General features: G+C 67.0%; 11 protein-coding genes and 1 riboswitch. Of the genes, 6 read left to right on the forward strand and 5 right to left on the reverse strand.

Annotation, left to right across the window (positions count from 1 at the left end; genetic code table 11):
- Nucleotides 1–44 precede the first annotated feature (44 nt).
- Nucleotides 45–1472 carry a DcaP family trimeric outer membrane transporter gene (locus tag Q9Q79_RS20095; protein WP_005411660.1) on the reverse strand — a complete coding sequence of 476 codons (1428 nt, stop codon included), beginning with the start codon at nt 1470–1472 and terminating at the stop codon, nt 45–47.
- Between the two features lie 245 nt (nt 1473–1717).
- On the opposite strand from Q9Q79_RS20095, the gene acs reads away from it, so the two are divergent.
- The 3 genes from acs to Q9Q79_RS20110 all read left to right on the forward strand — a co-directional run bounded on the left by acs (nt 1718) and on the right by Q9Q79_RS20110 (nt 5393).
- Nucleotides 1718–3661, forward strand: a complete 1944-nt coding sequence (gene acs, locus Q9Q79_RS20100; RefSeq protein ID WP_065183645.1) for an acetate--CoA ligase — start codon at nt 1718–1720, stop codon at nt 3659–3661.
- Nucleotides 3662–3740: 79 nt separating this feature from the next.
- On the forward strand, nt 3741–4406 hold the full coding sequence (locus Q9Q79_RS20105; protein WP_005411662.1) for a response regulator transcription factor: 666 nt from the start codon (nt 3741–3743) through the stop codon (nt 4404–4406).
- Nucleotides 4407–4639: 233 nt separating this feature from the next.
- Nucleotides 4640–4729: riboswitch (yybP-ykoY riboswitch) on the forward strand.
- A gap of 88 nt (nt 4730–4817) precedes the next feature.
- Nucleotides 4818–5393 (forward strand): manganese efflux pump MntP family protein, encoded by a 576-nt coding sequence (locus tag Q9Q79_RS20110; RefSeq protein WP_006403281.1) that lies wholly within the window; start codon nt 4818–4820, stop codon nt 5391–5393.
- Nucleotides 5394–5432: 39 nt separating this feature from the next.
- On the opposite strand, the gene Q9Q79_RS20115 is transcribed toward Q9Q79_RS20110, so the two are convergent.
- Entirely contained in the window at nt 5433–8879 is a 3447-nt protein-coding gene (locus Q9Q79_RS20115; protein ID WP_033835356.1) for a PAS domain-containing hybrid sensor histidine kinase/response regulator, read from the reverse strand.
- 207 nt (nt 8880–9086) lie between these two features.
- Nucleotides 9087–11234: a S46 family peptidase gene (locus Q9Q79_RS20120; RefSeq protein ID WP_012481642.1), complete on the reverse strand. Its 2148-nt coding sequence runs from the start codon at nt 11232–11234 to the stop codon at nt 9087–9089.
- A 127-nt stretch (nt 11235–11361) separates the two neighbouring features.
- Here Q9Q79_RS20120 and Q9Q79_RS20125 point away from each other — a divergent pair, with 127 nt between their 5' ends.
- From Q9Q79_RS20125 to Q9Q79_RS20135, 3 genes are all read left to right on the forward strand, one after another.
- Nucleotides 11362–13050, forward strand: a complete 1689-nt coding sequence (locus Q9Q79_RS20125) for a molecular chaperone HscC (protein WP_012481643.1) — start codon at nt 11362–11364, stop codon at nt 13048–13050.
- Between the two features lie 305 nt (nt 13051–13355).
- Nucleotides 13356–14504: a heat-shock protein gene (locus Q9Q79_RS20130; protein ID WP_172986132.1), complete on the forward strand. Its 1149-nt coding sequence runs from the start codon at nt 13356–13358 to the stop codon at nt 14502–14504.
- Nucleotides 14501–15748 (forward strand): heat-shock protein, encoded by a 1248-nt coding sequence (locus tag Q9Q79_RS20135; RefSeq protein WP_012481645.1) that lies wholly within the window; start codon nt 14501–14503, stop codon nt 15746–15748. The genes Q9Q79_RS20130 and Q9Q79_RS20135 overlap by 4 nt, the downstream gene beginning before the upstream one ends.
- Nucleotides 15749–15759: 11 nt before the next feature.
- Here the strand turns inward: Q9Q79_RS20135 and Q9Q79_RS20140 are convergent, their stop codons facing one another.
- Both Q9Q79_RS20140 and Q9Q79_RS20145 read right to left on the reverse strand, forming a co-directional pair.
- Nucleotides 15760–19617 (reverse strand): translocation/assembly module TamB domain-containing protein, encoded by a 3858-nt coding sequence (locus Q9Q79_RS20140; protein ID WP_076739431.1) that lies wholly within the window; start codon nt 19615–19617, stop codon nt 15760–15762.
- Entirely contained in the window at nt 19614–21410 is a 1797-nt protein-coding gene (locus Q9Q79_RS20145; protein WP_005414924.1) for an autotransporter assembly complex family protein, read from the reverse strand. The genes Q9Q79_RS20140 and Q9Q79_RS20145 overlap by 4 nt, the downstream gene beginning before the upstream one ends.
- Nucleotides 21411–21584 lie beyond the last annotated feature (174 nt).

The raw sequence follows: 21584 nt of genomic DNA on the forward strand, positions 1-21584 counted from the left end.
CGGCACCCCATCTCGGTAGGTGCCGGCCGCTGGCCGGCACGCTCTTAGAAGCTGTATTTCGTGGTGAACTGCAATCGGGTGATGTCACCCTTGTTGCCGTTCTCCACTTCGCGACGGCCGTACATCAGCTCGGCGCCGATATCGACCTTGGGCAGCGGCGAGTAGAAGATGTTGCCGCGGATGCTCTGCACGCTCTTGGTCACCAGCGGGCCGAGGATGCTGTCGTTGTCGTAGTCGCTGCGCGCATAGATCAGGTTGGTGCGCAGCTTCGGCGAGAACGCATGCCGCCAGCCCACGTAACCGGCCAGCACGCCGGTCGGGTTGAGCTCGTCGCGGGCCACGTCGTAGGCGCTGTCGGCGGTGATGCCCAGACCGATGTAGCGGGCGATGCCTTCGCCGCCGGTCAGCTGGTAGTGCAGCGAATCGCTGTCGCCCATCACCCATTTGCCGCCCAGGGTCAGGCCGCCAGCCACCTTGTCGGCCTTGGCGCCGGTGGCCTGGTTGTCGACCTTCAGCTGACGGACGATGCCGCCGACACCGAAGGTGCCCCAGTCACCCTTCCAGCCATAGCGAAGGGTCAGGTCAGGCAGGCTGCCACGGTCGGAGTTGGCGCTGGTGTTGGTCCAGGCGCCGGTGACCGGGTTGCGGGTACCGGTGAGGGTGGTGGTTTCCGGGTTTTCCAGCGCGACGCTGAAGCCGCCCTGGGTGTAGCGCACCTGGGCCTGGCGCACGAAGATCACACCATCGGTGGGGCCGACGAAGTCGACCGCTTCGGGCAGTGCGGCCGCGTCCATGAAGTTGGACCAGGTCTGGCCGGCCATCCAGTTGTTCCAGTACATGTAGGCGTGGCGCAGGGTCACACCGTAGGTATTGGTGGCGGTCTGGTTGCCCAGCGAGTTGCCGAAGAAGTCCATCTCGAAGAACGCACCGGCCTTGTTGCCCGATTCGCTCACGTTGTCGATGCCCAGGTTGAAGCGCGAGAACTTGGCATGGGCGTTGAAGTCGGTGCCCGAACGCTTGCCGCTGCCGCCGGCGCCTTCCACCGGGGTCTGGCCCGGCAGGTACAGCGAGCGGCCGGTGGCGTCGTCGGCCAGCTGGCCATCGCTGGTCTGGGTGGCCAGGAAGTCGGCCTTGATGAAGCCGCCGATCTTGACCGTGGTGCCCGGCGCCGCGCCCGGGGTGATGGTGGTGACCTGGATCGGCTGCTTGCCGGCCGGCACCGAGGCAACCGGCTTCTGCCCGGCCTGCACCGTGCGGACTTCGGTCACCGCCTGCTGGGTCTGGCTGATCTGGGTCTGTTGTTGTTGCTGCGAAGACAGCAGCAGCTGGACCTGGCGTTCCAGTTCGGCAACGCGTGCTTCCAGCGCTTTCTCTTTGGCGGTCTCAGCGAACGCCATGCCCGGTGCGACCAGGGCGACCAACAGGCAGGCCGCCAAAGGTGTGCGCACGGCTTTCAACGTACGGTGGCTCATGTTGCCCTCTCTCCCAAGTGGCAAGGTGATGCCGCGCGTGGGGCACGGTCGAGCCGAGACTGCGGGGCGATTATGTATAGCGGCTATTCGCCATTGGTCGAACCCGGCCCTGCTGGGCGCTCACTTTCGACCATGGTCTAACCAGAGTGGTGACGCGGCCGGGGGTGGATGGGGCAAACTGAAGGGGATCGGTCGCTGCGATGCTGCGACCGCACATACAAAGTCAACGTGCAAGTGAGGGTGCCATGGCTGATATCTACCCCGTCGATCCGCAGTTCGCCGCCAAGGCACGCATCGACAAGACGTCGTACGAACAGCAGTACCAGGCTTCGGTGACCGACCCGGATGGTTTCTGGGGCAAGGCCGCCGAGCGCCTGCAGTGGATGCGCAAGCCGACCAGGATCAAGAACGTCAGCTACGACCTGTCCGACTTCCACATCAAGTGGTTCGAAGATGGCGAGCTCAATGCCAGCGTGAACTGCCTGGATCGCCAGCTGGAAACGCGCGGCGACAAGACCGCCCTGCTGTTCGAGCCCGATGGCCCGGATGCACCGGCCCAGCACGTGACCTACCGCGAGCTGTACGAGCGCACCTGCCGCCTCGGCAATGCACTGCGCAATCTCGGCGTCAAGAAGGGCGACCGCGTCACCATCTACCTGCCGATGATCGTCGATGCCGCCGTAGCCATGCTGGCCTGCGCGCGCATCGGTGCGATCCACTCGGTGGTGTTCGGTGGCTTCGCGCCGAACTCGATCGCCGACCGTGTCAGCGACTGCCAGAGCAAGCTGATCATCACCGCCGACGAGGGCCTGCGCGGTGGCCGCAGGATTCCGCTGAAGGCCAACGTCGATGCCGCGCTGAAGCTGCCGGGCACCAATACCGTGGAAACCGTGCTGGTGGTGCGCCACACCGGCGGTGCGGTGGACATGCAGGCCCCGCGCGACCGCTGGTTCCACGATGTGGTGGACAGCCAGCCGGCCACCTGCGAACCGGAACGCATGAACGCGGAAGACCCGCTGTTCATCCTCTACACCTCCGGTTCCACCGGCAAGCCGAAGGGCGTGCTGCACACCACCGGCGGTTACCTGCTGTACGCGGCCTACACCCATGAAGCGGTGTTCGACCTGCGCGAGGACGACATCTACTGGTGCACCGCCGACGTCGGCTGGGTCACCGGCCACAGCTACATCGTGTACGGGCCGCTGGCCAACGGCGCGACCTCGCTGATGTTCGAAGGCGTGCCGAACTACCCGGACACCTCGCGCTTCTGGAACGTCATCGACAAGCACAAGGTGACCATCTTCTATACCGCCCCGACCGCCATCCGTGCGCTGATGCGCGAAGGCGAGGAGCCGGTGAAGAAGACCTCGCGCGCCTCGCTGCGCCTGCTCGGCAGCGTCGGCGAGCCGATCAACCCGGAAGCCTGGCGCTGGTACTACGAGGTGGTCGGCGACAGCCGCTGCCCGATCGTCGATACCTGGTGGCAGACCGAGACCGGCGGCATCCTGATCTCGCCGCTGGCCGGCGCGATGGACCTCAAGCCGGGTTCGGCCACCCTGCCCTTCTTCGGCGTGCAGCCGGCGCTGGTCAATGCCGATGGCGAGATCCAGGACGGCCCGACCGAGGGCAACCTGATCATCCGTGATTCCTGGCCGGGCCAGATGCGCACGGTGTACGGCGACCACCAGCGTTTCATCGATACCTATTTCCGCACCTACCCGGGCAGCTACTTCACCGGCGACGGTTGCCGACGCGACGAGGACGGCTATTACTGGATCACCGGCCGCGTCGACGATGTGATCAACGTGTCCGGTCACCGCATCGGCACCGCCGAGGTGGAAAGCGCGCTGGTCTCGCACCCGAAGGTGGCCGAAGCGGCCGTGGTCGGCTTCCCGCACGACGTGAAGGGCCAGGGCATCTACGCCTACGTCACCCTGGTGGCCGAAGAGGCACCGAGCGATGAGCTGCAGAAGGAACTGGTTGCCTGGGTGCGCAAGGAGATCGGCCCGATCGCCACGCCGGACCACCTGCAGTGGGCGCCGGGCCTGCCGAAGACCCGCTCGGGCAAGATCATGCGCCGCATCCTGCGCAAGATCGCCGAGAACGCGCCGGACCAGCTCGGCGACACTTCGACCCTGGCCGATCCGTCGGTGGTGGCGTCACTGGTGGACGAGCGCAAGGTGCGCTGATGTACGACCGGGGTCGGATCCCTTTCCGCAAGGAAAGGGCTCTGACCCCATCTGCTTTCCCCCACGGTTCCCCCCGACCATGACCACCCTCCTGATTGCCGATGACCACCCGCTGTTCCGCGAAGCCCTGCGCGGCGCCGTGCAGCGGGTCATCCCCGGCGTGCAGCTGTTCGAGGCCGACAGCGTGGAAGCGCTGTACGCGCTGGCCGACCAGCACAACGACGCCGACCTGGTCCTGATGGACCTCAACATGCCCGGTGCGCAGGGTTTCAACGCGCTGGTGCACATGCGCTCGCTGCATCCGCACCTGCCGGTGGTCGTGGTGTCCGCGCGCGAAGAGGCGACGGTGATGCGACGCGCGCTCGACCACGGCGCGCTGGGCTTCATTCCGAAGTCTGCGGATTCGGACACCATCGGCCACGCACTGGGCACCATCCTCGATGGCGAGACCTGGGCGCCGCCGGAAGCGCACAACGTGCCGCCCACCGAGCGCGAGGAACGCGAAGTCGGCCAGCGACTGCGCGAGCTCACCCCGCAGCAGTTCCGCGTGCTGCAGATGCTGGGCGCAGGCCGCTTGAACAAGCAGATCGCTTACGACCTCAACGTCTCCGAAGCGACGATCAAGGCCCACGTCACCGCCATCCTGCGCAAGCTGGGCGTGACCAACCGCACCCAGGCCGTGCTGATGGCCGGCAAGCTGGCGATCGACGACGACGCCATCGTGCTGCCGCCGGAAGAAGATTGAGGTAGTGCCGGCCGCTGGCCGGCAATCGCCTTCAGCTCCTGAAATCACCCGAAACCGCTTCGGTAGGTGCAAAGCTTGCTTTGGCACGCTCTCGCCGTTGCGCATGCCGGCCAGCGGCCGGCACTACCCGGCACCGCTGCGCTCGCGATATAGCCATCGCTATACAAACCAGCCCTGCCTGCGCGTTTCGCTGGAAATGCGCCACGCGCGAATCGCGATGCTAAGCTTCGCGTCCCCTTGGGGAGTAGCCGGATTCCTTCGCAGGAATCGTCCACGTCAACATACTCGGCCAGTGCGCCGTGGCGTGGACAACCATGATGGTTGGCGAGACCAGCGGCCCGCGCGCGCAACGTCAGGTTGGGCGCGAGCGCGAGCCGTGCGTCCGTCCTTGCCCGACCTCAGCCGCTGTCCATGTCCCCCATTTCGATCCTCCTGATCGGCTTCGCCATGTCCACCGATGCCTTTGCCGCCGCAATCGGCAAGGGTGCGGCCATGCGCAAGCCGGTGTTCCGCGATGCACTGCGTGCCGGCATCATCTTCGGCGTCATCGAGGCGATCACGCCCATCATCGGCTGGCTGCTCGGCCGCGCCGCGCTGCAGTACGTCGAAGCCTTCGACCACTGGATCGCCTTCGGCCTGCTCGGTGCGCTGGGCATCCACATGATCTACAACGGGCTGCGCCCGGACAGTGCTGACGAAGACGAAGACCCCTCGCAGCACCACGGCTTCTGGAAGCTGGCGCTGACCGGTTTCGCCACCAGCATCGATGCGATGGCAGTGGGTATCGGCCTGGCCTTCATGGACGTGCATATCGGCGTGATGGCCGCGGTCATCGGCCTGTGCACGCTGACCATGGTCACCGTCGGCATCATGCTCGGCCGCGTGCTGGGCAGCATGGTCGGCAAGCGTGCGGAGATCATCGGTGGCGTGATCCTGGTGATCATCGGCGCGACCATCCTGTACGAACACCTGCACGGCGTGGGGTAACGCTTCCGCGATTACGTGGTTGCCGGCCAGCGGCCGGCACTACTGCGCGTCGCGCAGCGCGCCGAGGAAGGCGCGCAGCGAGGCCGGCTTGATCGGCTTGGTCAGCACGCGGTAGCCGCGTTCGCGCGCCATCCGCTTCAGCTCGTCGCGGCCATCGGCGGTCAGCAGCGCACCCGGCAGCGGGTAACCGGCGGCTTCGCGCAGGGCCACCAGCGCGTCCAGGCCATCCATGCGGTCGTGCAGGTGGTAGTCGACCAGCATCACCTGTGGTCGTTCGGCCACCTTCTCCAACGCCTGATCCACCGTCGATGCCGTGATCACCTGCACCTGCCAACGGCCGAGCAGTGCGCGCATGCCGTCGAGGATCTCCTCGTCGTTGTCCACGCACAGCACGCGCAGGCCCGCCAGCGAATCGCTGCGCACCGGCGCGGCGACGGCCTGTACCGGCGCGGCCAGTTCGGTGTAGCCCGGCAACGGTGCGACCCGCGGCAGGATGATCGAGAACATCGATCCCTTGCCGACCCGGCTGCGCGCATTGAGGCGATGGTCAAGCAGACGCGAGATGCGCTGGCAGATCGACAGGCCCAGCCCCAACCCCTGCTCACCCCAATCGAACGGTTGCTGGTAGCGGTGGAACTCGTCGAAGATCTGCCGCATGTGGTGCTCGGGAATGCCGGGCCCGGTATCCCAGACCTGCAGCTCCACTTCGTCGCCGCGCTGGCGCACGGCCAGCACGATGCGTCCCTGGCGCGTGTAGCGCAGCGCATTGGCCAGGAAGTTCTGCAGCACGCGGCGCAGCAGGCGGCGGTCACTGCGCACCCATGCCGGGCGTGCGAACAGGTCCAGGCGCAGGCCACGGCCGGCGGCGACCGGGGTGTACTGCGCAGCCAGTTCGCGCATCAGCGCGCTCACGTCGAATTCGCCGATCACCGGGTGCAGGCCGCCGGCGTCCAGGCGCGATACGTCCAGCAGGCCATCGAGCAGTTCTTCAGCCGCGCGCAGCGATGCATCCACGCGCTCGGCCAGGTGCTTCTGCTCATCGCTCACGTGATCGCTGTCGCGCAGCGCGGAAGCGAACAGGCGTGCGGCGTTCAGTGGCTGCAGCACGTCATGGCTGATCGCCGCCAGGAAGCGGGTCTTCGACTGCTGCGCGACCTCGGCCTCATGCGAACGCTCTGCCACGCGCTGTTCCAGCGTTTCGTTGGCTTCCAGCAGGGCCTTTTCCGCGTGCTTGTAGTCGGTGATGTCGTTGTAGCTGGTCACGTAACCGCCGCCGGGCAGCGCCTGGCCACGCATCTCAATCACCTTGCCATCGCTGCGGGTGCGCTCGAACACGTGCGGTGACCCCGCGCGCATGTAGCCGATGCGTCGGTTGATCTGCACTTCGATATCACCCTCGCCCAGCTCGCCGCGCTCGGCGTTGTAGCGGATCAGGTCGGCCACAGGGCGACCTACGTAGAGCATGCCGTCGGGGTAGCCGAACATGTCCTGGTAACGACGATTCCATGCGGTCAGGCGCATGTCCGGATCGACCACGCTGACCCCGGCGCTGATGTTCTCCAGCGTGGTCGACAGGATCTCGCGGTTGAAGCGCAGTTCCTGCCCGGCTTCGTCCAGCACCGCCACCACTTCGCCCAGGTCCATGCCCGAGCCACGCAGCAGGCTGGTCAGCAGCAGGCGCGCCGAGGCCGCACCAATCGACGCGGCCAGCAGGCGTTCGGTGAACTGCACCCACGGCCGGTCGGCCGGCGCCGAGGATTGCAGCTCGCGGCCCAGCGACTGTGCCTGCTCGAAGAACGAACGCCGCGCATGGCGCTCGCCGACCACGCGCGAGGCGAGTGCCAGCAGGTCGCCCACGTGCACATGACCGGGCCAGCCACCGGCCACCGACGGGCGCTCGGCATACGGGTCGAGGAACGGCGCGGCGCGCAGCCGCTCGTCCACACCGGGCCGCCAGCGTGCGGACACCAGCATCATCGTCGCCGCATTGACCAGCAGCGACCAGAACGTCCCATGGGTCAGGGGGTCCCAGCCGGTCATGCCGAACAGCTGCTGCGGACGCAGCCACTCGATGCCGAACGGGCCGTGCTGCACCCAGCCAGCATCGACCCAGCCGGCCATGGTCATCGCCGGCAGCAGCAGTGTGTACAGCCAGGTGGCGAAGCCCAGCAGCATGCCCACCTCGACACCACGCCGGCTCGCGCCGCGCCAGTACAGACCGCCGATCAGCCCGGGCGCGAACTGCGCCACCGCCGCGAACGCCATCAGGCCGTACGAGGCCAGCGTGCTGTCGTTGCTGCTGGTGCGGTAGTAGCTGTAGGCCATCAGCGCCAGCAGCAGGATCGCCAGGCGGCGGATCCACAGCACGCGCGAGGCAACGTCGGCGGCTTCCTGATGGTCGCCACTGCGACGCAGCAGCACCGGCATCACCAGATCGTTGCTGACCATGGTGGCCAGCGCGATGGACGAGACGATGACCATGCCGGTGGCGGCGGAGAAGCCGCCCACATAGGCGATCAGCGCCAGCGCGTTGCGGCCTTCGGCCAGCGGCAGGGCCAGCACCATCGAGTCGTCGGCGACGCTGCCGCCGGTGCCGAACAGGGTCACGCCGGCGGTGGCGATCGGCAGCACCATGCCCGAGATCAGTACCAGGTAGCCACCGAACATCCAGCGCGCGCGGCGTACGTCGCGCACGTCACCGCACTCGACCACGGCCACGTGGAACTGGCGTGGCAGGCAGATGATGGCCAGGAAGCTGAGCAGGGTCTGCGAGATGAAGCCCACCGGCGGCAGGCCGGTGAACAGCGTATGCACCGACTCGACCACCGCGTCGGTGCGGTTGCTCAGCCACAGGTAGGCGAACACGCCCACGGCCAGCATGGCCAGCAGCTTGATCACCGATTCGAAGGCGATCGCCAGCATCATGCCGTGGTGGTGCTCGGTGGCGTCGACCTGGCGGGTGCCGAACAGGGTGGCGAACAGCGCCATCAGCAGCGCCACGTACAGCGCCGGATCGGTGAAGAAGCCGGTCGGGCCGCTGTTGCCGGTCAGCACCTGCAGGCTCATCGCCACCGCTTTGTACTGCAGGGCCAGGTACGGGATGATGCCGATCAGGGCGATGATCGCCACCAGTGCCGCCAACCGCCGCGAGCGGCCGAAGCGCGAGGAGATGAAATCGGCGATGGAGACCACGTTCTGGCTGCGGGCGATCAGCGCCAGGCGTTCGATGATGCGCCAGCCGAACAACAGCAGCAGCAACGGACCGATATAGATCGGCAGGTAGCCGATGCCGTTGCGCACGGCGGTACCCACCGCGCCGTAGAAGGTCCACGACGAGCAGTACACGGCCAGCGCCAGGCTGTAGACCACCGGCCGCAGCCACGGCCGGTCGGGGTACATCGGCCGGCGGTCACCCCACCACGCCACGCCGAATAGCAGCGCGGCATAGGCAACCGAGACCAGCAGCAGGATCCAGCTGGAGACCACGCGTGCGTTTCCGTCGGAACAGGGTTCAGTAGATCACGACCGTTGGTCGTGAGGGTAGGTCATGGCGGTGGGTCACGACCGTTGGCCCGTCTGGTGGGTCACGACCGTTGGTCGTGACGGGGACATCCGTGCCCACTGACAGTGGGCACCTACCGGGAATCAATGGGCACCCACCAGGAAGCGGTGGGCACCTGCCAGGTACCGGCGTTATTGGGCCGGCACGCCCATTTCCTTCAGCAGCTCGGGCGCCGGGTAGACCTTGGCCAGCAGCCAGCGCAGGTAGCGCATGTCCACGTGCACGGCGCGCTTGTAGCGCGGGTCGAACCACCAGCTGGCGCTGACCGATTCCCAGTTGCTGTCGAAGTTCAGGCCGATCAGTTCGCCCTTGGCGTTGAGCACCGGCGAGCCGGAGTTGCCGCCGGTGGTATCCAGGTTGGTCAGGAAGTTGACCGTCTGGGTCTTCAGCGCCGGGTCGGCGGTGCTGCCGAAGTCACCCTTGGCAATCGCCGCCAGCAGCGGCTTGGGTGCATCGAACGGATAAGCGTTGGTGTTCTTCTCGACGATGCCGGCCACGGTGGTCACCGGCGAGTAGGTCACGCCATCGCGCGGGTGCAGCGCCTCGACCTTGCCGTAGCTGATGCGCAGGGTGCGGTTGGCATCCGGGTACACGGCGCGGCCCTGCTTGGCACGCCAGGCGAACAGCGCCTGCATGTAGGCCGGGCGCAGGCGCAGCTGCTCGCCTTCGCGGGTCTTGCTCTCGTTCTCGATGCGCAGCTGCGCGGCCACCAGCGGGCCGGCCACGGCGATCAGCGGATCGGCGGCCAGCGCCTTGCCTTCGCGTGCGGCAGCGAAGCGCGACAGGCGCTGCGCCTCGTCACCCAGCTGGGTGCCCGCATACAGGGTGTCCAGCGCCTTGGCCAGCTGCTGCGGGGTACGGCCGAAGGCCGCGTCGAACTCGGCCACGCGCTGCGCGTCCGGCAGCTGCTGGTAGCGGGTCAGCAGGGTGGTCAGCAGCGCCTTCTCGACCTCCGGTGCGTAACGGCGCTGGACCTGCTTGAGCACGCCTTCGATCATCGCTTGGTCGCGCTGCTGGTAGCCGCTTTCGCGCTGCGCGTCCGGCTTGGCCGATTCGATGCGCAGGCGCTCCAGCAGCAACGCCGAACGCAGCAGCTGGCTCTGCGCGGCCATCTGGTCCAGCAGCAGGTCACGCTCGCCCACCGCCGCGCCCTGCGACAGGTTGGCCAGCAACGCCTTGATGTCGCCCTGGTACTTGCGGTCGGTGGCAGCGAGCATCGCCGTCTCGTCGGCAGCACGCTGGGCCTTGGCGTCGCTGCGCAGCAGGCCTTCCAGCTCGCCGGCGGCGCGCTTGCGGTTGTTCTTCAGCGACTGCAGCTGCGAGGCGTAGCGGGTGCGCGCCTGTGCATCCTTGGCGCTGGCGGCCTCGATGGTGTCGATCATCTGCTGGAACACCGACACGCGGCGCGGCAGCACGGTATCGATCTGGCCAGCGAATTCGGCCGCGGTACGATGGCGGTAGGTGATGCCCGGGTAACCGGCCAGCATCGCGTAGTCGCCTTCCTTCGGGCCTTCCACCGACATCTGCAGGTGTGCCGGCGCCTGGTAGGGCACGTTGTCCTTGCTGTAGGCGGCCGGCTTGCCGTCCTTGCCCACGTAGGCGCGCAGCAGGGTGAAGTCGCCGGTGTGGCGCGGCCACATGAAGTTGTCGATCTCGTCGCCGTAGTTGCCGATCGCACGCGGCGGCGCGTACACCAGGCGCACGTCGCTCAGTTCCAGCTGGGCGATCCGGTAGAAGTCGGTGCCGTAGTACATGTTGGCCACCGAGCAGCGCACGCTGCCGTCCTTCTCGCACTCGGCCACGATCTGCTTGCTGGCCGCATCGACGGCATCGAAGTAGGCGCGGCCGGTCTTGCCACGCGCCTGCGCCAGCACCTGGTCGGTCACCTTGTCGAAGCCGACGGTGACCAGCACGCGGAAGTCCGGGTTGGCCGGGCGCTCGTCGGCACGGTCCCTGGCGATGAAGCCACCAGTGATCAGGTCGTGCTCGGGCGAGCTGTTGTACTGGATCACGCCCATCGCCACGTGGTGGTTGGTCAGCAGCAGGCCGTCGGCGGACACGAACGAACCGGTGCCGCCGCCGGCACGCACCACGGCGCTCAGCGGCGGCGCAGTGACGTTGGCCAGGTCGGCCGGATTGCCCTTGAAACCTGCGGCCTGCAGCGGCTTGGCCAGTTCTGGCAGCTGGGTCGGCATCCACATGCCTTCATCGGCGTGGGCACCGGCGGCGAGGGTCAGGCCCAGGGCCAGGGCGGTGGGAAGGGCTTTGCGTGGTGACATGAGGCAATCCGGTACGACAGAACAGCCCGGGACCATAGCCCGTGGGGCGCTGTCGGGCAACGCCCGATGGTCAGGGGGTCGGGGCCACTCCTACAATCGCGGTTCCCTGCACAACGGACGTCAGCAGATGATCGTCGGTATCGATCTTGGCACCACCCATTCCCTCATCGGCATGCACACGGCAACCGGGCCGCAGCTGTTCCCCAATGCCCATGGCGAGCTGTTGACGCCGTCGGTGGTGAGCCTGGTCGATGGCGCCGTGCTGGTTGGCCAGCCAGCCCGCGACCGCCTGGTCAGCCATCCACAGCAGACCGTGGCCCACTTCAAGCGCTGGATGGGCAGCGATCGCGAGACCCGGCTGGGTGAGCGCAGTTTCCGCCCCGAGGAGCTTTCGGCCATGGTGCTGCGCTCGCTGCTGGCTGACGCCGAAGCCGCACTGGGCCACAAGGTGGAGGAGGCAGTGATCAGCGTACCGGCCTATTTCTCCGACGCCCAGCGCAAGGCTACCCGGGCAGCCGGCGAGCTGGCCGGCATCCGCGTCGAGCGCCTGATCAATGAACCCACGGCCGCCGCGCTGGCCTATGGCCTGCAGGAGCGTGACGGCGAAGGCTGCGTGCTGGTGCTGGACCTGGGCGGTGGCACCTTCGACGTCTCCATCCTGGAACTGTTCGACGGCGTGGTCGAAGTGCATGCCAGCGCCGGCGACAATTTCCTGGGCGGCGAGGATTTCCTGCAGGTACTGGTGCGGGCCTTCCATGCCGACCAGGGCACGTCCACCAGCGACCTGTCCGCTGCCGAACAGGCGCAGCTGCTGCGTCGACTGGAACTGTTCAAGCGCGAACTCAGCCTGAGCGGCGCTGCCAGCCTGCAGTTGCCCCTGGCCGGCAGCGAACGCCAGTGGCAGATGGACGAGGCGCGCTACACCCAGCTCTGCGAACCGCTGCTGCTGCGCATGCGTGGGCCCATCGAACGCGCGATCCGCGACGCCCGGCTCAAGCCCGACGCGCTGGACGACATCATCCTGGTCGGCGGTGCGGTACGCATGCCGATGGTCAGCAAGCTGGCGACCCGCATGTTCGGTCGGCTTCCGCTGCGCCATATCCATCCGGACCAGGCGATTGTCTTGGGCGCCGCCGTTGCAGCGGGATTGAAGGCGCGCGACGAATCCTTGCGCGAAGTCGTGTTGACCGATGTCTGCCCCTACACGCTCGGCACGCAGGTGTCCCGCCAGGATGCTGCCGGTGGCGAACGCAGCGGCTACTTCCACCCGATCATCCAGCGCAACAGCGTGGTGCCGGTCAGCCGCGAGGATCGCTTCTACCCGCTGCACGAGCGGCAGGACGCCATCCGTATCGACGTGTTCCAGGGCGAGAGCCCGACGGTGGATCGCAACATCAAGCTCGGTGAGCTGACCGTGCCGCTGACCCATTCTGTCCCGATGCAGGAGCGCAGCGTCACCGCCCGCTTTACCTACGACGTGAACGGGCTGCTGCAGGTCGAAGTCACTGAGGATGCCACCGGCAAGCGCCACGAGCTCATCCTGGAACAGAATCCCGGGCTGCTGTCACCCGAAGAGATCCAGCAGCGCCTGCGCGCACTGGAAGCGCTGAAGATCCACCCGCGTGACGCCCAGCCCAACCTCGCGGTGATCGCCCGCACCGAGCGCCTGTACGAGGAACGCATCCATCACCGCGAACAGCTGCAGTCGTGGCTGAGCAGCTTCCGCCATGTGCTGGAAGGCCAGGACGCCATTGCCGTCGAGCGTCATCGCCGTCAGCTGGACGAGGCACTGGACACCCTCGAGCGCGATGCATGAGCTGGGCACTTCACGTCCTGGAGCTGGACGAAGCCGCTGACGAGCGCGCGATCAAGCGCGCCTATGCAAATCGCCTGCGGGTGACTCGACCCGACGAGGATCCCATCGCCTTCCAGCACCTGCATGAGGCCTATCAGGCGGCATTGGACTGGGTCCGCCAGGAAGCGCTGGCCAATACCGCAGACGAAGACGAACCGGCGGAGCATGCAACCGACATCGCACCCTGGCCGCCCGACGCAGACGTGGCATGGGCGCCGCCCGAAACGCGTTCGTACTCGCCTCCATGGCCACCTCGCGGCACGCCTGTGCTGCTGCGCACGGCACAAGTGGCGGAACTGGAGGGAGCGGTCCACGTATCGGGCCATGCGCACACGATCCTGCGCATGGCCCATCTGTCTTCCCCTGAAGACTTCGGCCCCTGGCTGGAGGCCACGCCGGTGCTGTGGTCGCTGCGCTACAAGCCATTGGTGGGCGACGCGCTGCTGGATGAACTGGCACGCAGTCACAACAGCGTCAGCGCAGCCAACATGGGTCTGCTGGCACGCTGCTTTGGCTGGGATGATGTACACGATGGCGTGGATCCGGACAGGCTGGCATCGATCCAGTCGCGCGGTCATCGACGCTGGGCCGCCGAGACCGGGAATGCGGCAGAGCTGTCGGCACTGCTTGAACAAGAGGGCAGCCTGCGGTTGGGGAGGATCACAGTCAGTCGTTGCCTGCGCTACCTGTCGCAGCCATGGAACCTGCGGCGATCCCTCTGGCAGGCGCAGCTGCCCGAGCACATCAGTGAAGTCAACGCGCTGCTGGATGCCATCGAGTCGGGGGGAAGCGAGCAGTTGCCCGAGGCATGGCATCCGCAGCAGATCCTGTTCTGGCGAAGTCTTGCCGACGTCTCCCGGCCCAGGCGGTGGCGCTGGCAGGTGAACGCGCTGCGTGGCGTGCTGCTGGGCGTCTGCAGCCTGTTGTTCTTCGGTGGAATCGCAGGTGTCTCGTTGGTCCAGGGAAAGGCGGGCGAAGCCTCGATATTCGTCCAGATGGGGGCGCTCCTGGGCCTGCTGCTGGCGGTGATGGGAGTACTGTGGGTGCCTGTTCGCTGGGCGCTGCGCCAACTTACGCTTGACCTCACTCATCGGCGTGCAGGGCTGCTGCTGGCCCTACCTGCGCCGTTGATGGCGATCGGCAGCCTGGTTCTTGTCCATGGCCTGGGCCACCGCATGGAGGGTACGCTGCTGATCTTCATGGCACTGCCCTTGGCGACTGCGCGCCTGTGGCGACGCGTCGGTGCCCGGATGCGATTCGGAGTCCGCCACGGCGTGTTCATGGTACTTGCCATGCTGATCGCCGAAGCAGGCATCGTTCTCACCCTGCTGCAGTGGGGCGCCGAGTTCGTGCACCGCGCGCGTCGTCACGCGCCGATTGACCGGCTTCCGCCGGCCTCTGGAAACACTGCGTGAACCGGGCGCTGGACGCTCTCGGGCTCGACGCCAGCGCCGACGAACGGGCGATCAAGCGCGCCTACGCGCAGAGACTGCGCGCGGCGCGCCCGGACGAAGACCCGGTGGCATTCCAGACGCTGCACGAGGCTTATCAGGAAGCGCTGCGGTGGATACGCAACCGTGCGCAGTGGCAGGAGGAAAGCAGTGCAGAAGCGCTCGCGACCACGCCTGCGGACAACAGCCCGCCCGAGCCACTGGCGCCGTACGACAGCCATTCGCCGATGGACCACATGCCGGAGCTGCATCATCCATGCACGCTCGACACCGACATGCCGGACGATGTGGTGGAGCCATCATTGAACCTGCCCCGGTTTGCGCGCCTGCTGATCAACACCGCCGGCGACACCGACCCGGCCAGCTTCGAGCACTGGCTGGCCGGGCGTCCGGAGCTGTGGTCATTGGCCGACAGGCCACGTATCGGTGACGTGGTCCTGCAGCAGCTGCTGCACCAGGGCGGCCCGCTGTGCGAGTCCAATTTCGATCTGCTCGGTCGATACTTCTGCTGGAATGAGATCCGGGCTGATATCGATCCCTACCGGGTCCGTGCACGACGCAGCCAACTGCATCGCCACTGGCAGCTGCAGCCGCGCAACCATGCGGCCCTCACCACAGCACTGGACCGACCGCAGGATCGGGTGTCCCCCCATGAAGCCCGTGCCCGCGTGGAACGCTTGACCCGGCCGTGGCACTGGCTGCAATCGCTGCTGTCGTCCTGCGTGCCCGGGCGCGCAGGCACCATGCGGCGCACGATGCAGCATCTGGGGGTGCATACCGTCCGCGACACGCTGGCGCCACTGGACGCGGATCAGGTCGCCTTCTGGCTGGCGATATCGCAGCCCAGGCGCTTCAACATCCCGAAGTTGCAGGTCGCGATTGTCCGCTGCCTGCTGGGCGCGCTGATCGTACTGGCGGTTCTGGCGGTGCTGGCACTACTGGGTGATGCCGTGCGACCACGTGCGCTCAACACGTCCGGCATGAAACGCGCGGCAATCCATGCCTCGGTGGTCATCGTGTCCGGCGCCCTCATGCTGGCGCACTTCGTGGGGTGGACTCCATCGCGAACGGCGTCCGCGCCAACACCGGCCGAACCACCGTCGCCGCTCGATGGGCAAGGCGTGCTCACGCACGGGCCTCGTCCGCGCAGGCCTGCTCCCTCATTCGCAGTCGTGAGCCAGCTGGACCCTGGCACCGGCAACGGTTGAATGGCGGCGGGTTACTTCTCCCGCCGCCAGTTGATCGAACCACGGTTTTCCACCGTGCTCGACTCCACTTCCACGTCGAAGCCACGACGCAGCAGGTACTTCAGCGTGATCACCGAACCGGCACCGACCAGCGACACGCCGTAGCCGACGTACAGCTTGGGCGAGATGTACTTGCCGACGCCAATCACCGAGCCGCCCAGCGCGCGCGACTGGCTCACGCCGGCATCGTCCAGGCCCAGCTTGGCGCCCAGCTGCGAGGCCAGCAGGCCGCTGCCAGCCGAGAGCGCCGCCGAGGCCGCGTTGACCTGCTGGGCCTGGTCGCTGCTGGCACCGGTCAGGCTGCGCCCCAGCACCAGGTAGGCCAGTGCCTCGGACTGCGACATCGCCGGCTCGGACCACACGTCCGCGCGCGGCTGCTGCGCACGCCCGGTCACGTCGATGCCGGCGGTGACATCACCGATCCGGCGCTCGGCACGGATGTTGATGCGCGGGTCGGACACCGCGTTGTAGTTCCAGGTGAGGTTGCCACGGGTGATGGTCAGGTCCTGCCCATACGCCTTGTAGCGACCACTCACTTCCAGGCCACCATTGGCGGTCATTTCGCGGCCAGGCTTGGCCCAGACCTGCATCTTGCCGGTCAGTGCGCCCTTCAGGCCGAAGCCGGTCATCTTGACCTTGTCGCCAAGACTGACGGTCAGGTCCATGTCCAGCGGCGAGGTGCGCGACTCTTCCGGGTCGGCCGGGTCCAGCACCACCACGTCCTCGGACACCGAGGTGCCACGATCCAGGCGTTCGAGATCGATGTCGGCCTCGGGCACGTGCACGGTGCCGCGCAGCTCCATCGCCGCCTTGGCCAGGGTGAAGTCGAGGTCGGGGTTGGCGACGATGCGCAGCTCGCTGGTGTTGGACAGCAGCACGTTCTCGCCGTGGATCTTCAGCTGCAGCGGCTGTGCATCACCAAACCACGACAGACCACCATCCACGTACAGCGTGCCCTGGCCCGAGTTGGCCTGCGCGGTGATCTTTGCCGAACCGTCGGGCTGGGCCACGAAGCTGCCCTTGCCCTGGTCGAAGGTCAGGCCCAGCGCGGGGAATTCGCCCTTGAAGTTGCTCAGCTGGGCGTCACCGCCCAGCGATGGCTGGCCGCGCGTACCGCGCAGGCTGACGTGGCCCTCGATCAGGCCGGTCGGGCGCACGATGTCCGGCGAGAACAGCTCCAGCCAGTAAAGTCGCGACATGTTGAGGTAGAGCTCGCCGTTCAGCGGCGCACTGGCCTCCCAGCCGGTCTGCATCCTGGCATCGACGAAGCCGTTGCCCTGGAAGCCCATGCCCAGGTAGCCCTTGATGCTGGCCGGGGTCATGTCGAGCTTGAGCGAGAACTGGTCATAACGCACCAGCTCGCCGCGGGTGGTATCCCCCACGGTGTTGCGGTTCTCGCCCAGGCGCACGCCGCCTTCCTTCGAGCGCACCTCTACATGGCCTTCCCAGGCATTGCCGCGCGGGCGGATCTGCGCGTCCAGGCTGACATCGCCACGCAGGTAGATGCGGCGGCCGGACTGCGGCGGCAGCCACGGCTGCACCAGCGCCAGCGGCAGCGCATCACTGCGCACCACCAGGCCCTCACGCGGCCAGTTGGCCTGTGCGCACAGCGCGCCGCTGCTGGCAGCGGCCAGGCAGGCTTCGGACAGGGTGTAGGTGCTGCCGTTGATCGCGAACGCCGCCGGTGCACGCAACGACCAGGCATCGCCCTTCACCGGTGCGATACGCAGCGACGCCAGTTCGCCGCGCCACTGCGCGCCCTGCTGGCGGACGCTGCCCTGCAGCTCGATCGCGCCCATCTCGTTGCGGGTCTGCGCGGCCAGGCGCAGGTTGGAGACACTGCCCTGCGCATCCACGTTCAAGCGTTCCAGCAGCATGCCGGCGTTGACCTGCTGGCCCTGCACCGCCAGCGTGCCGCTGTCGCCGCGCCATGGCAGGTGGCCCTTGATGCTCACGCTCTCGGCGCCGTAGCCGTCCCAGTTGAGGTTGTTGCCGACCAGGTCGGCAGTGATGTCCGGCGCATCGCGCGGGCCCTTCACCTGTACCTGTCCGCGCAGGCCGCCATCGGCGCCGGGCAGCAGATCGCTCAGCTGCAGCGGTTCGAAACGCGCGTCGATGTCGAGGCGATCACCCACCTTGCCCGACGCGGTCACCCGGCTGCTGCCCAGCGACAGCTTCAGATCGCCCTGGCCCTGCGCGCCCTGCAGCGCGAACTTGCCCTGTGCGTCGAGATTGCGCTGGCGCAGTATGCCCTTCAGCGACGGCAGGTCGACGGTGGCTTCCAGCGTGCCGGCCGTGCCCGGCGGCGCGTTTGCCGGCGGCGGCAGCTGGCGGCCCTTGGAGGCCAGGTTGCCGGACAGGCGGCCGTTCCAGCCCGGCACGAAATAGCCGGGGTCGAAGTCCTTCAGCGTGGCCTTGGCATCCCAGTCCAGCTGCGGTGCCCACGCCACCTGGCCTTCCACCTGCAGCTGCCCACCCGGCGTCTGCGCCTGCAGCTGGTGGATCGACGCGGCCTGGTCATTGCCGCGTACGTCGAACTGCAGCTGTGCCTTCTGCTTTTCGCGTTCGACATCGGCACGGCCGATCGCGGCCCACGCCTTCAAGGTACCGGCCAGGCCGAAGCGCGCTTCCTTCAGGGTGACCGGCACCGGTGCGCTGCCGGCCGTGTTCGGATCGGGCGCCGGCACGTAGGTCAGGTCATGGGCGACCACCGAGAAATTGAGTTTCTGCTGGTCTTCCTGGCTGAAGTCGGCGGTGCCTTCCAGCCGTGCCTCACCGCCAAGCCCTTTCACCAGCAGGGGCGACACCTTCAGCACCTGGTCCTGCAGCGACACCACCGACGGTGCCAGCTCCAGCTCCTGATCACCCTGCTTCACCTTGCCACGCAGGTTGGCGTTGCCGCCCTTGCCAGCCGCGGTGAAGTCCAGTGCGAGTGGTGCGATCGCCGAGCTGGCCAGTGCCGGCGACAGCAGCGCCAGATCCAGTTCGTCGCTGCGGATGCTGGCGCTCCAGCTCGGATCGGTGCGGCCATCGAACACCAGCATCGCGTGCAGCGGCTTCGGCGCGCGCCCGGCTACGGCCACTTCCATGTGCGCCAGGTCACCGCGTGCCACCAGCCCCACCGTCGCTGCGGTACGGCCACGCGGGGCCGGCAACACTGCGGTGACGGTCACGTCGGTGTCGTAGTCCTTGGCCGGGATGTAGCGGCCCTGGGCGGTGAAATTGCCCATGTCGCTGTCCACGACCAGTTTGTGCGCCTGGAACTCGCCATTGGCGATCTCGATGCCACCACGCACACGGCTGATGTCGATCACCGGCTCGTTGGCCTGGCTGATGCGGAAGCCGTCGATGGCAATGGCATCGGCCTGGATCGCCAGCGGCATTTCGATCTGCGGCAGCGAATCGGGCCACGACGGCAGCTTGAACGGCTCGTCACTCTTGGCCAGGTTCAGCGTCGCGTTGGTCAGCTCCAGCTTGTCCAGCAGCAGCTTGCGGCCCAGCAGCGGGCGCAGGTCCGGCTCCAGGTGCGCGCGCTCGGCGTGGAAATGGATGTCGTCGTAGCGGAAGTCGACGTTGTACAGGGTCAGCGGACCGGCCACCGGGCCGTCCACCTTGTCCCAGGTGAAGCTGGCGCCCACCGGCAGCCGCGCCACCACCTGTGCCAGCAGCACGTCGCGGCCGGCCACGGTCTGCAGCAGCCAGTACACCGCCAGCAACGCCAGCAGCACCAGGCCGATCACGCCCACGCCGGACCACGCCCAGAAGCGGCGGCGGCGGTAGAAACGCACGCGCGGCGGCGGCGTGTTCGGGGTGGGTGCGGGCGTGCTCACAGGTCCGCTCCGATGTTGAGGTAAAGCTGGAACTGCGAATCCGGATTGTTCAGGCCATGCGCGATATCCACGCGCACCGGGCCCACCGGCGATTTCCAGCGCACGCCGAAGCCGACGCCGGTGTGCAGATCAATGGTGTTGTCGAAGGCGCTGCCGGTATCGACGAACACCGCCGCGCCCCACGGGCCGCCATTGAAGTAGTGCTCGTACTCGGCCGAGCCGATCACCAGGTTCTTGGCGCCCAGCGCGTATTTGTCGGGTTTGGGTGTGCGCGGGCCGACTTCGCGGTAGGCGTAACCGCGGATGCTGCGGTCACCGCCCGCGAAGTAGCGCAGGCTCGGCGGCATCGCCACCAGATCGCTGGTCCAGGTGGTACCCCCCTCGCCGCGCAGGATCAGGCGGTTGCTTTCACCCACCGGGATGTACCAGCGCAGCACGGCGTTGGCCTGCACGAAGCTGGTGTCCGAGCCAGCACCTTCAACGCCGGCGCGCATCGTCGCAGTACCGCTGATGCCCTTGCGCGGGAACATCTCGTCGTCGACGTTGACGTAGTCGGCAACCATCTGCGGGTACACCAGCGTCGAGGTGTTGTAGACGGCATCGGTGAATTCAGTGCCGGAGGCATAGCGCCAACGCTCGCGCAGTGCGTTGATCGAGGCGATCGCGGTCCAGTGCTCGTTGATCTCGCCGCTGCGGCTGGCGATCAGCTTGAAGTTGCGCAGGTCGATGTAATCGGTCTGCTCGTCATACGCACTGGCGGCGAAGGTGTACCAGCCGTCAAGCCAGTTGAAGGCGGGGATGCGGTAGCTGGTCACCAGGCTCTTGCGCTTCTGCGCATAGTCCAGCTGCGTGTTCATCTTGTGGCCGCGGTTGTTCAGGAACCGCCGCTCGATGCCGCCGCGCACACCCGGACCACTCTCGCTGCCGTAGCTCAGACCCGCGGTATAGATGGTGCGCTTGGCGCGGGTCAGCTTCACATCCACCGGCACTTCGCCGTTGGCATCGGCCTGGTCGGGCCGTGGCTGGATGTCGATCACGCTGAAGTAGTCCAGCTTGGTCAGCGACTCGCGCAGCCGGTCCAGCTTGCCCTCGTGGAAGTAGCTGCCCTGTTCCCAGTACACCAGCGGGTCGAACAGCTTGTCGACGAAGTAATCCTGCTCGAAACGCACCGGCCCCATGTTGTAGCGGCGGCCGCTGTCCCAGGTCAGGTCGATGTCGGCTGCGTTGTCGGCGCGGGTGATCTGCACCTGGCGCTGGGTGTAGTCGGCATCGAAGTAGCCACGCTCGGCCAGGCGACGGGTGATGGTGATCTTGCTGGCTTCGTACTGCGTGTGCTCGAAGCGCTGGCCCTTGCGGGGCTTGAATGCGGCCAGGTCGTCCTGCAGGTACTGGTCATACATCGCCGGCCCGGTGATGTCGATGTGCTCACGGCGCACGGTCACCGGGGTGCCCTTGTCGACATGGATCAGCACCCGCACATGCTCGTCCTCGCGCGGCGCCTCGACCTTGATCACCGGGTTGTAGTACCCGAAGGGTTCCAGTGCCTGGCGGGTCTGCCGCTCGGCCTGTGACAGCAGGTACTCCAGGCGCGATTCGCCCTGTTCCTTGCCGATCGTGTCGTACAGCGACAGCGATTCCTGGATGTTCTCGATGATTGCGGCGTCGTCGCCCTTGTCCAATCCCTTGATGTCCACCTTGTCGATGGTGCCGCGCGCGTGGGCCACGGAGGTGGCGGCCAGCGACAGGACCATCAGCGGCAGGGCGTATTTCTTTGGCTGCATGCGGCACAGCATACCGACCGAAGGTGACGATGCGAAATGCATCACGTCATTCGGGATCGGTTGTTAAGTGGCGGTCAAAATACGCGCCTTTGTGGCGATCCTCGTGATCGCAGGCGAGGATGCCGGCATCGTGCGCGATGCCGGCGATGACCCCGATGGACATCCGCCGACGGTGTTCCGGTAGTG

It is taken from the genome of Stenotrophomonas sp. a6 (assembly GCF_030913325.1).
In the GTDB taxonomy this organism is placed as follows: Bacteria; Pseudomonadota; Gammaproteobacteria; order Xanthomonadales; family Xanthomonadaceae; genus Stenotrophomonas; species Stenotrophomonas maltophilia.

Excerpts from the sequence above, each read along its gene's own strand:
- Q9Q79_RS20145 (WP_005414924.1), bottom strand. The coding sequence starts at position 21,410 with ATGCTGTGCCGCATGCAGCCAAAGAAATACGCCCTGCCGCTGATGGTC.
- Q9Q79_RS20110 (WP_006403281.1), top strand. The coding sequence starts at position 4,818 with ATGTCCCCCATTTCGATCCTCCTGATCGGCTTCGCCATGTCCACCGAT.
- Q9Q79_RS20125 (WP_012481643.1), top strand. The coding sequence starts at position 11,362 with ATGATCGTCGGTATCGATCTTGGCACCACCCATTCCCTCATCGGCATG.
- Q9Q79_RS20095 (WP_005411660.1), bottom strand. The coding sequence starts at position 1,472 with ATGAGCCACCGTACGTTGAAAGCCGTGCGCACACCTTTGGCGGCCTGC.
- acs (WP_065183645.1), top strand. The coding sequence starts at position 1,718 with ATGGCTGATATCTACCCCGTCGATCCGCAGTTCGCCGCCAAGGCACGC.
- Q9Q79_RS20120 (WP_012481642.1), bottom strand. The coding sequence starts at position 11,234 with ATGTCACCACGCAAAGCCCTTCCCACCGCCCTGGCCCTGGGCCTGACC.
- Q9Q79_RS20105 (WP_005411662.1), top strand. The coding sequence starts at position 3,741 with ATGACCACCCTCCTGATTGCCGATGACCACCCGCTGTTCCGCGAAGCC.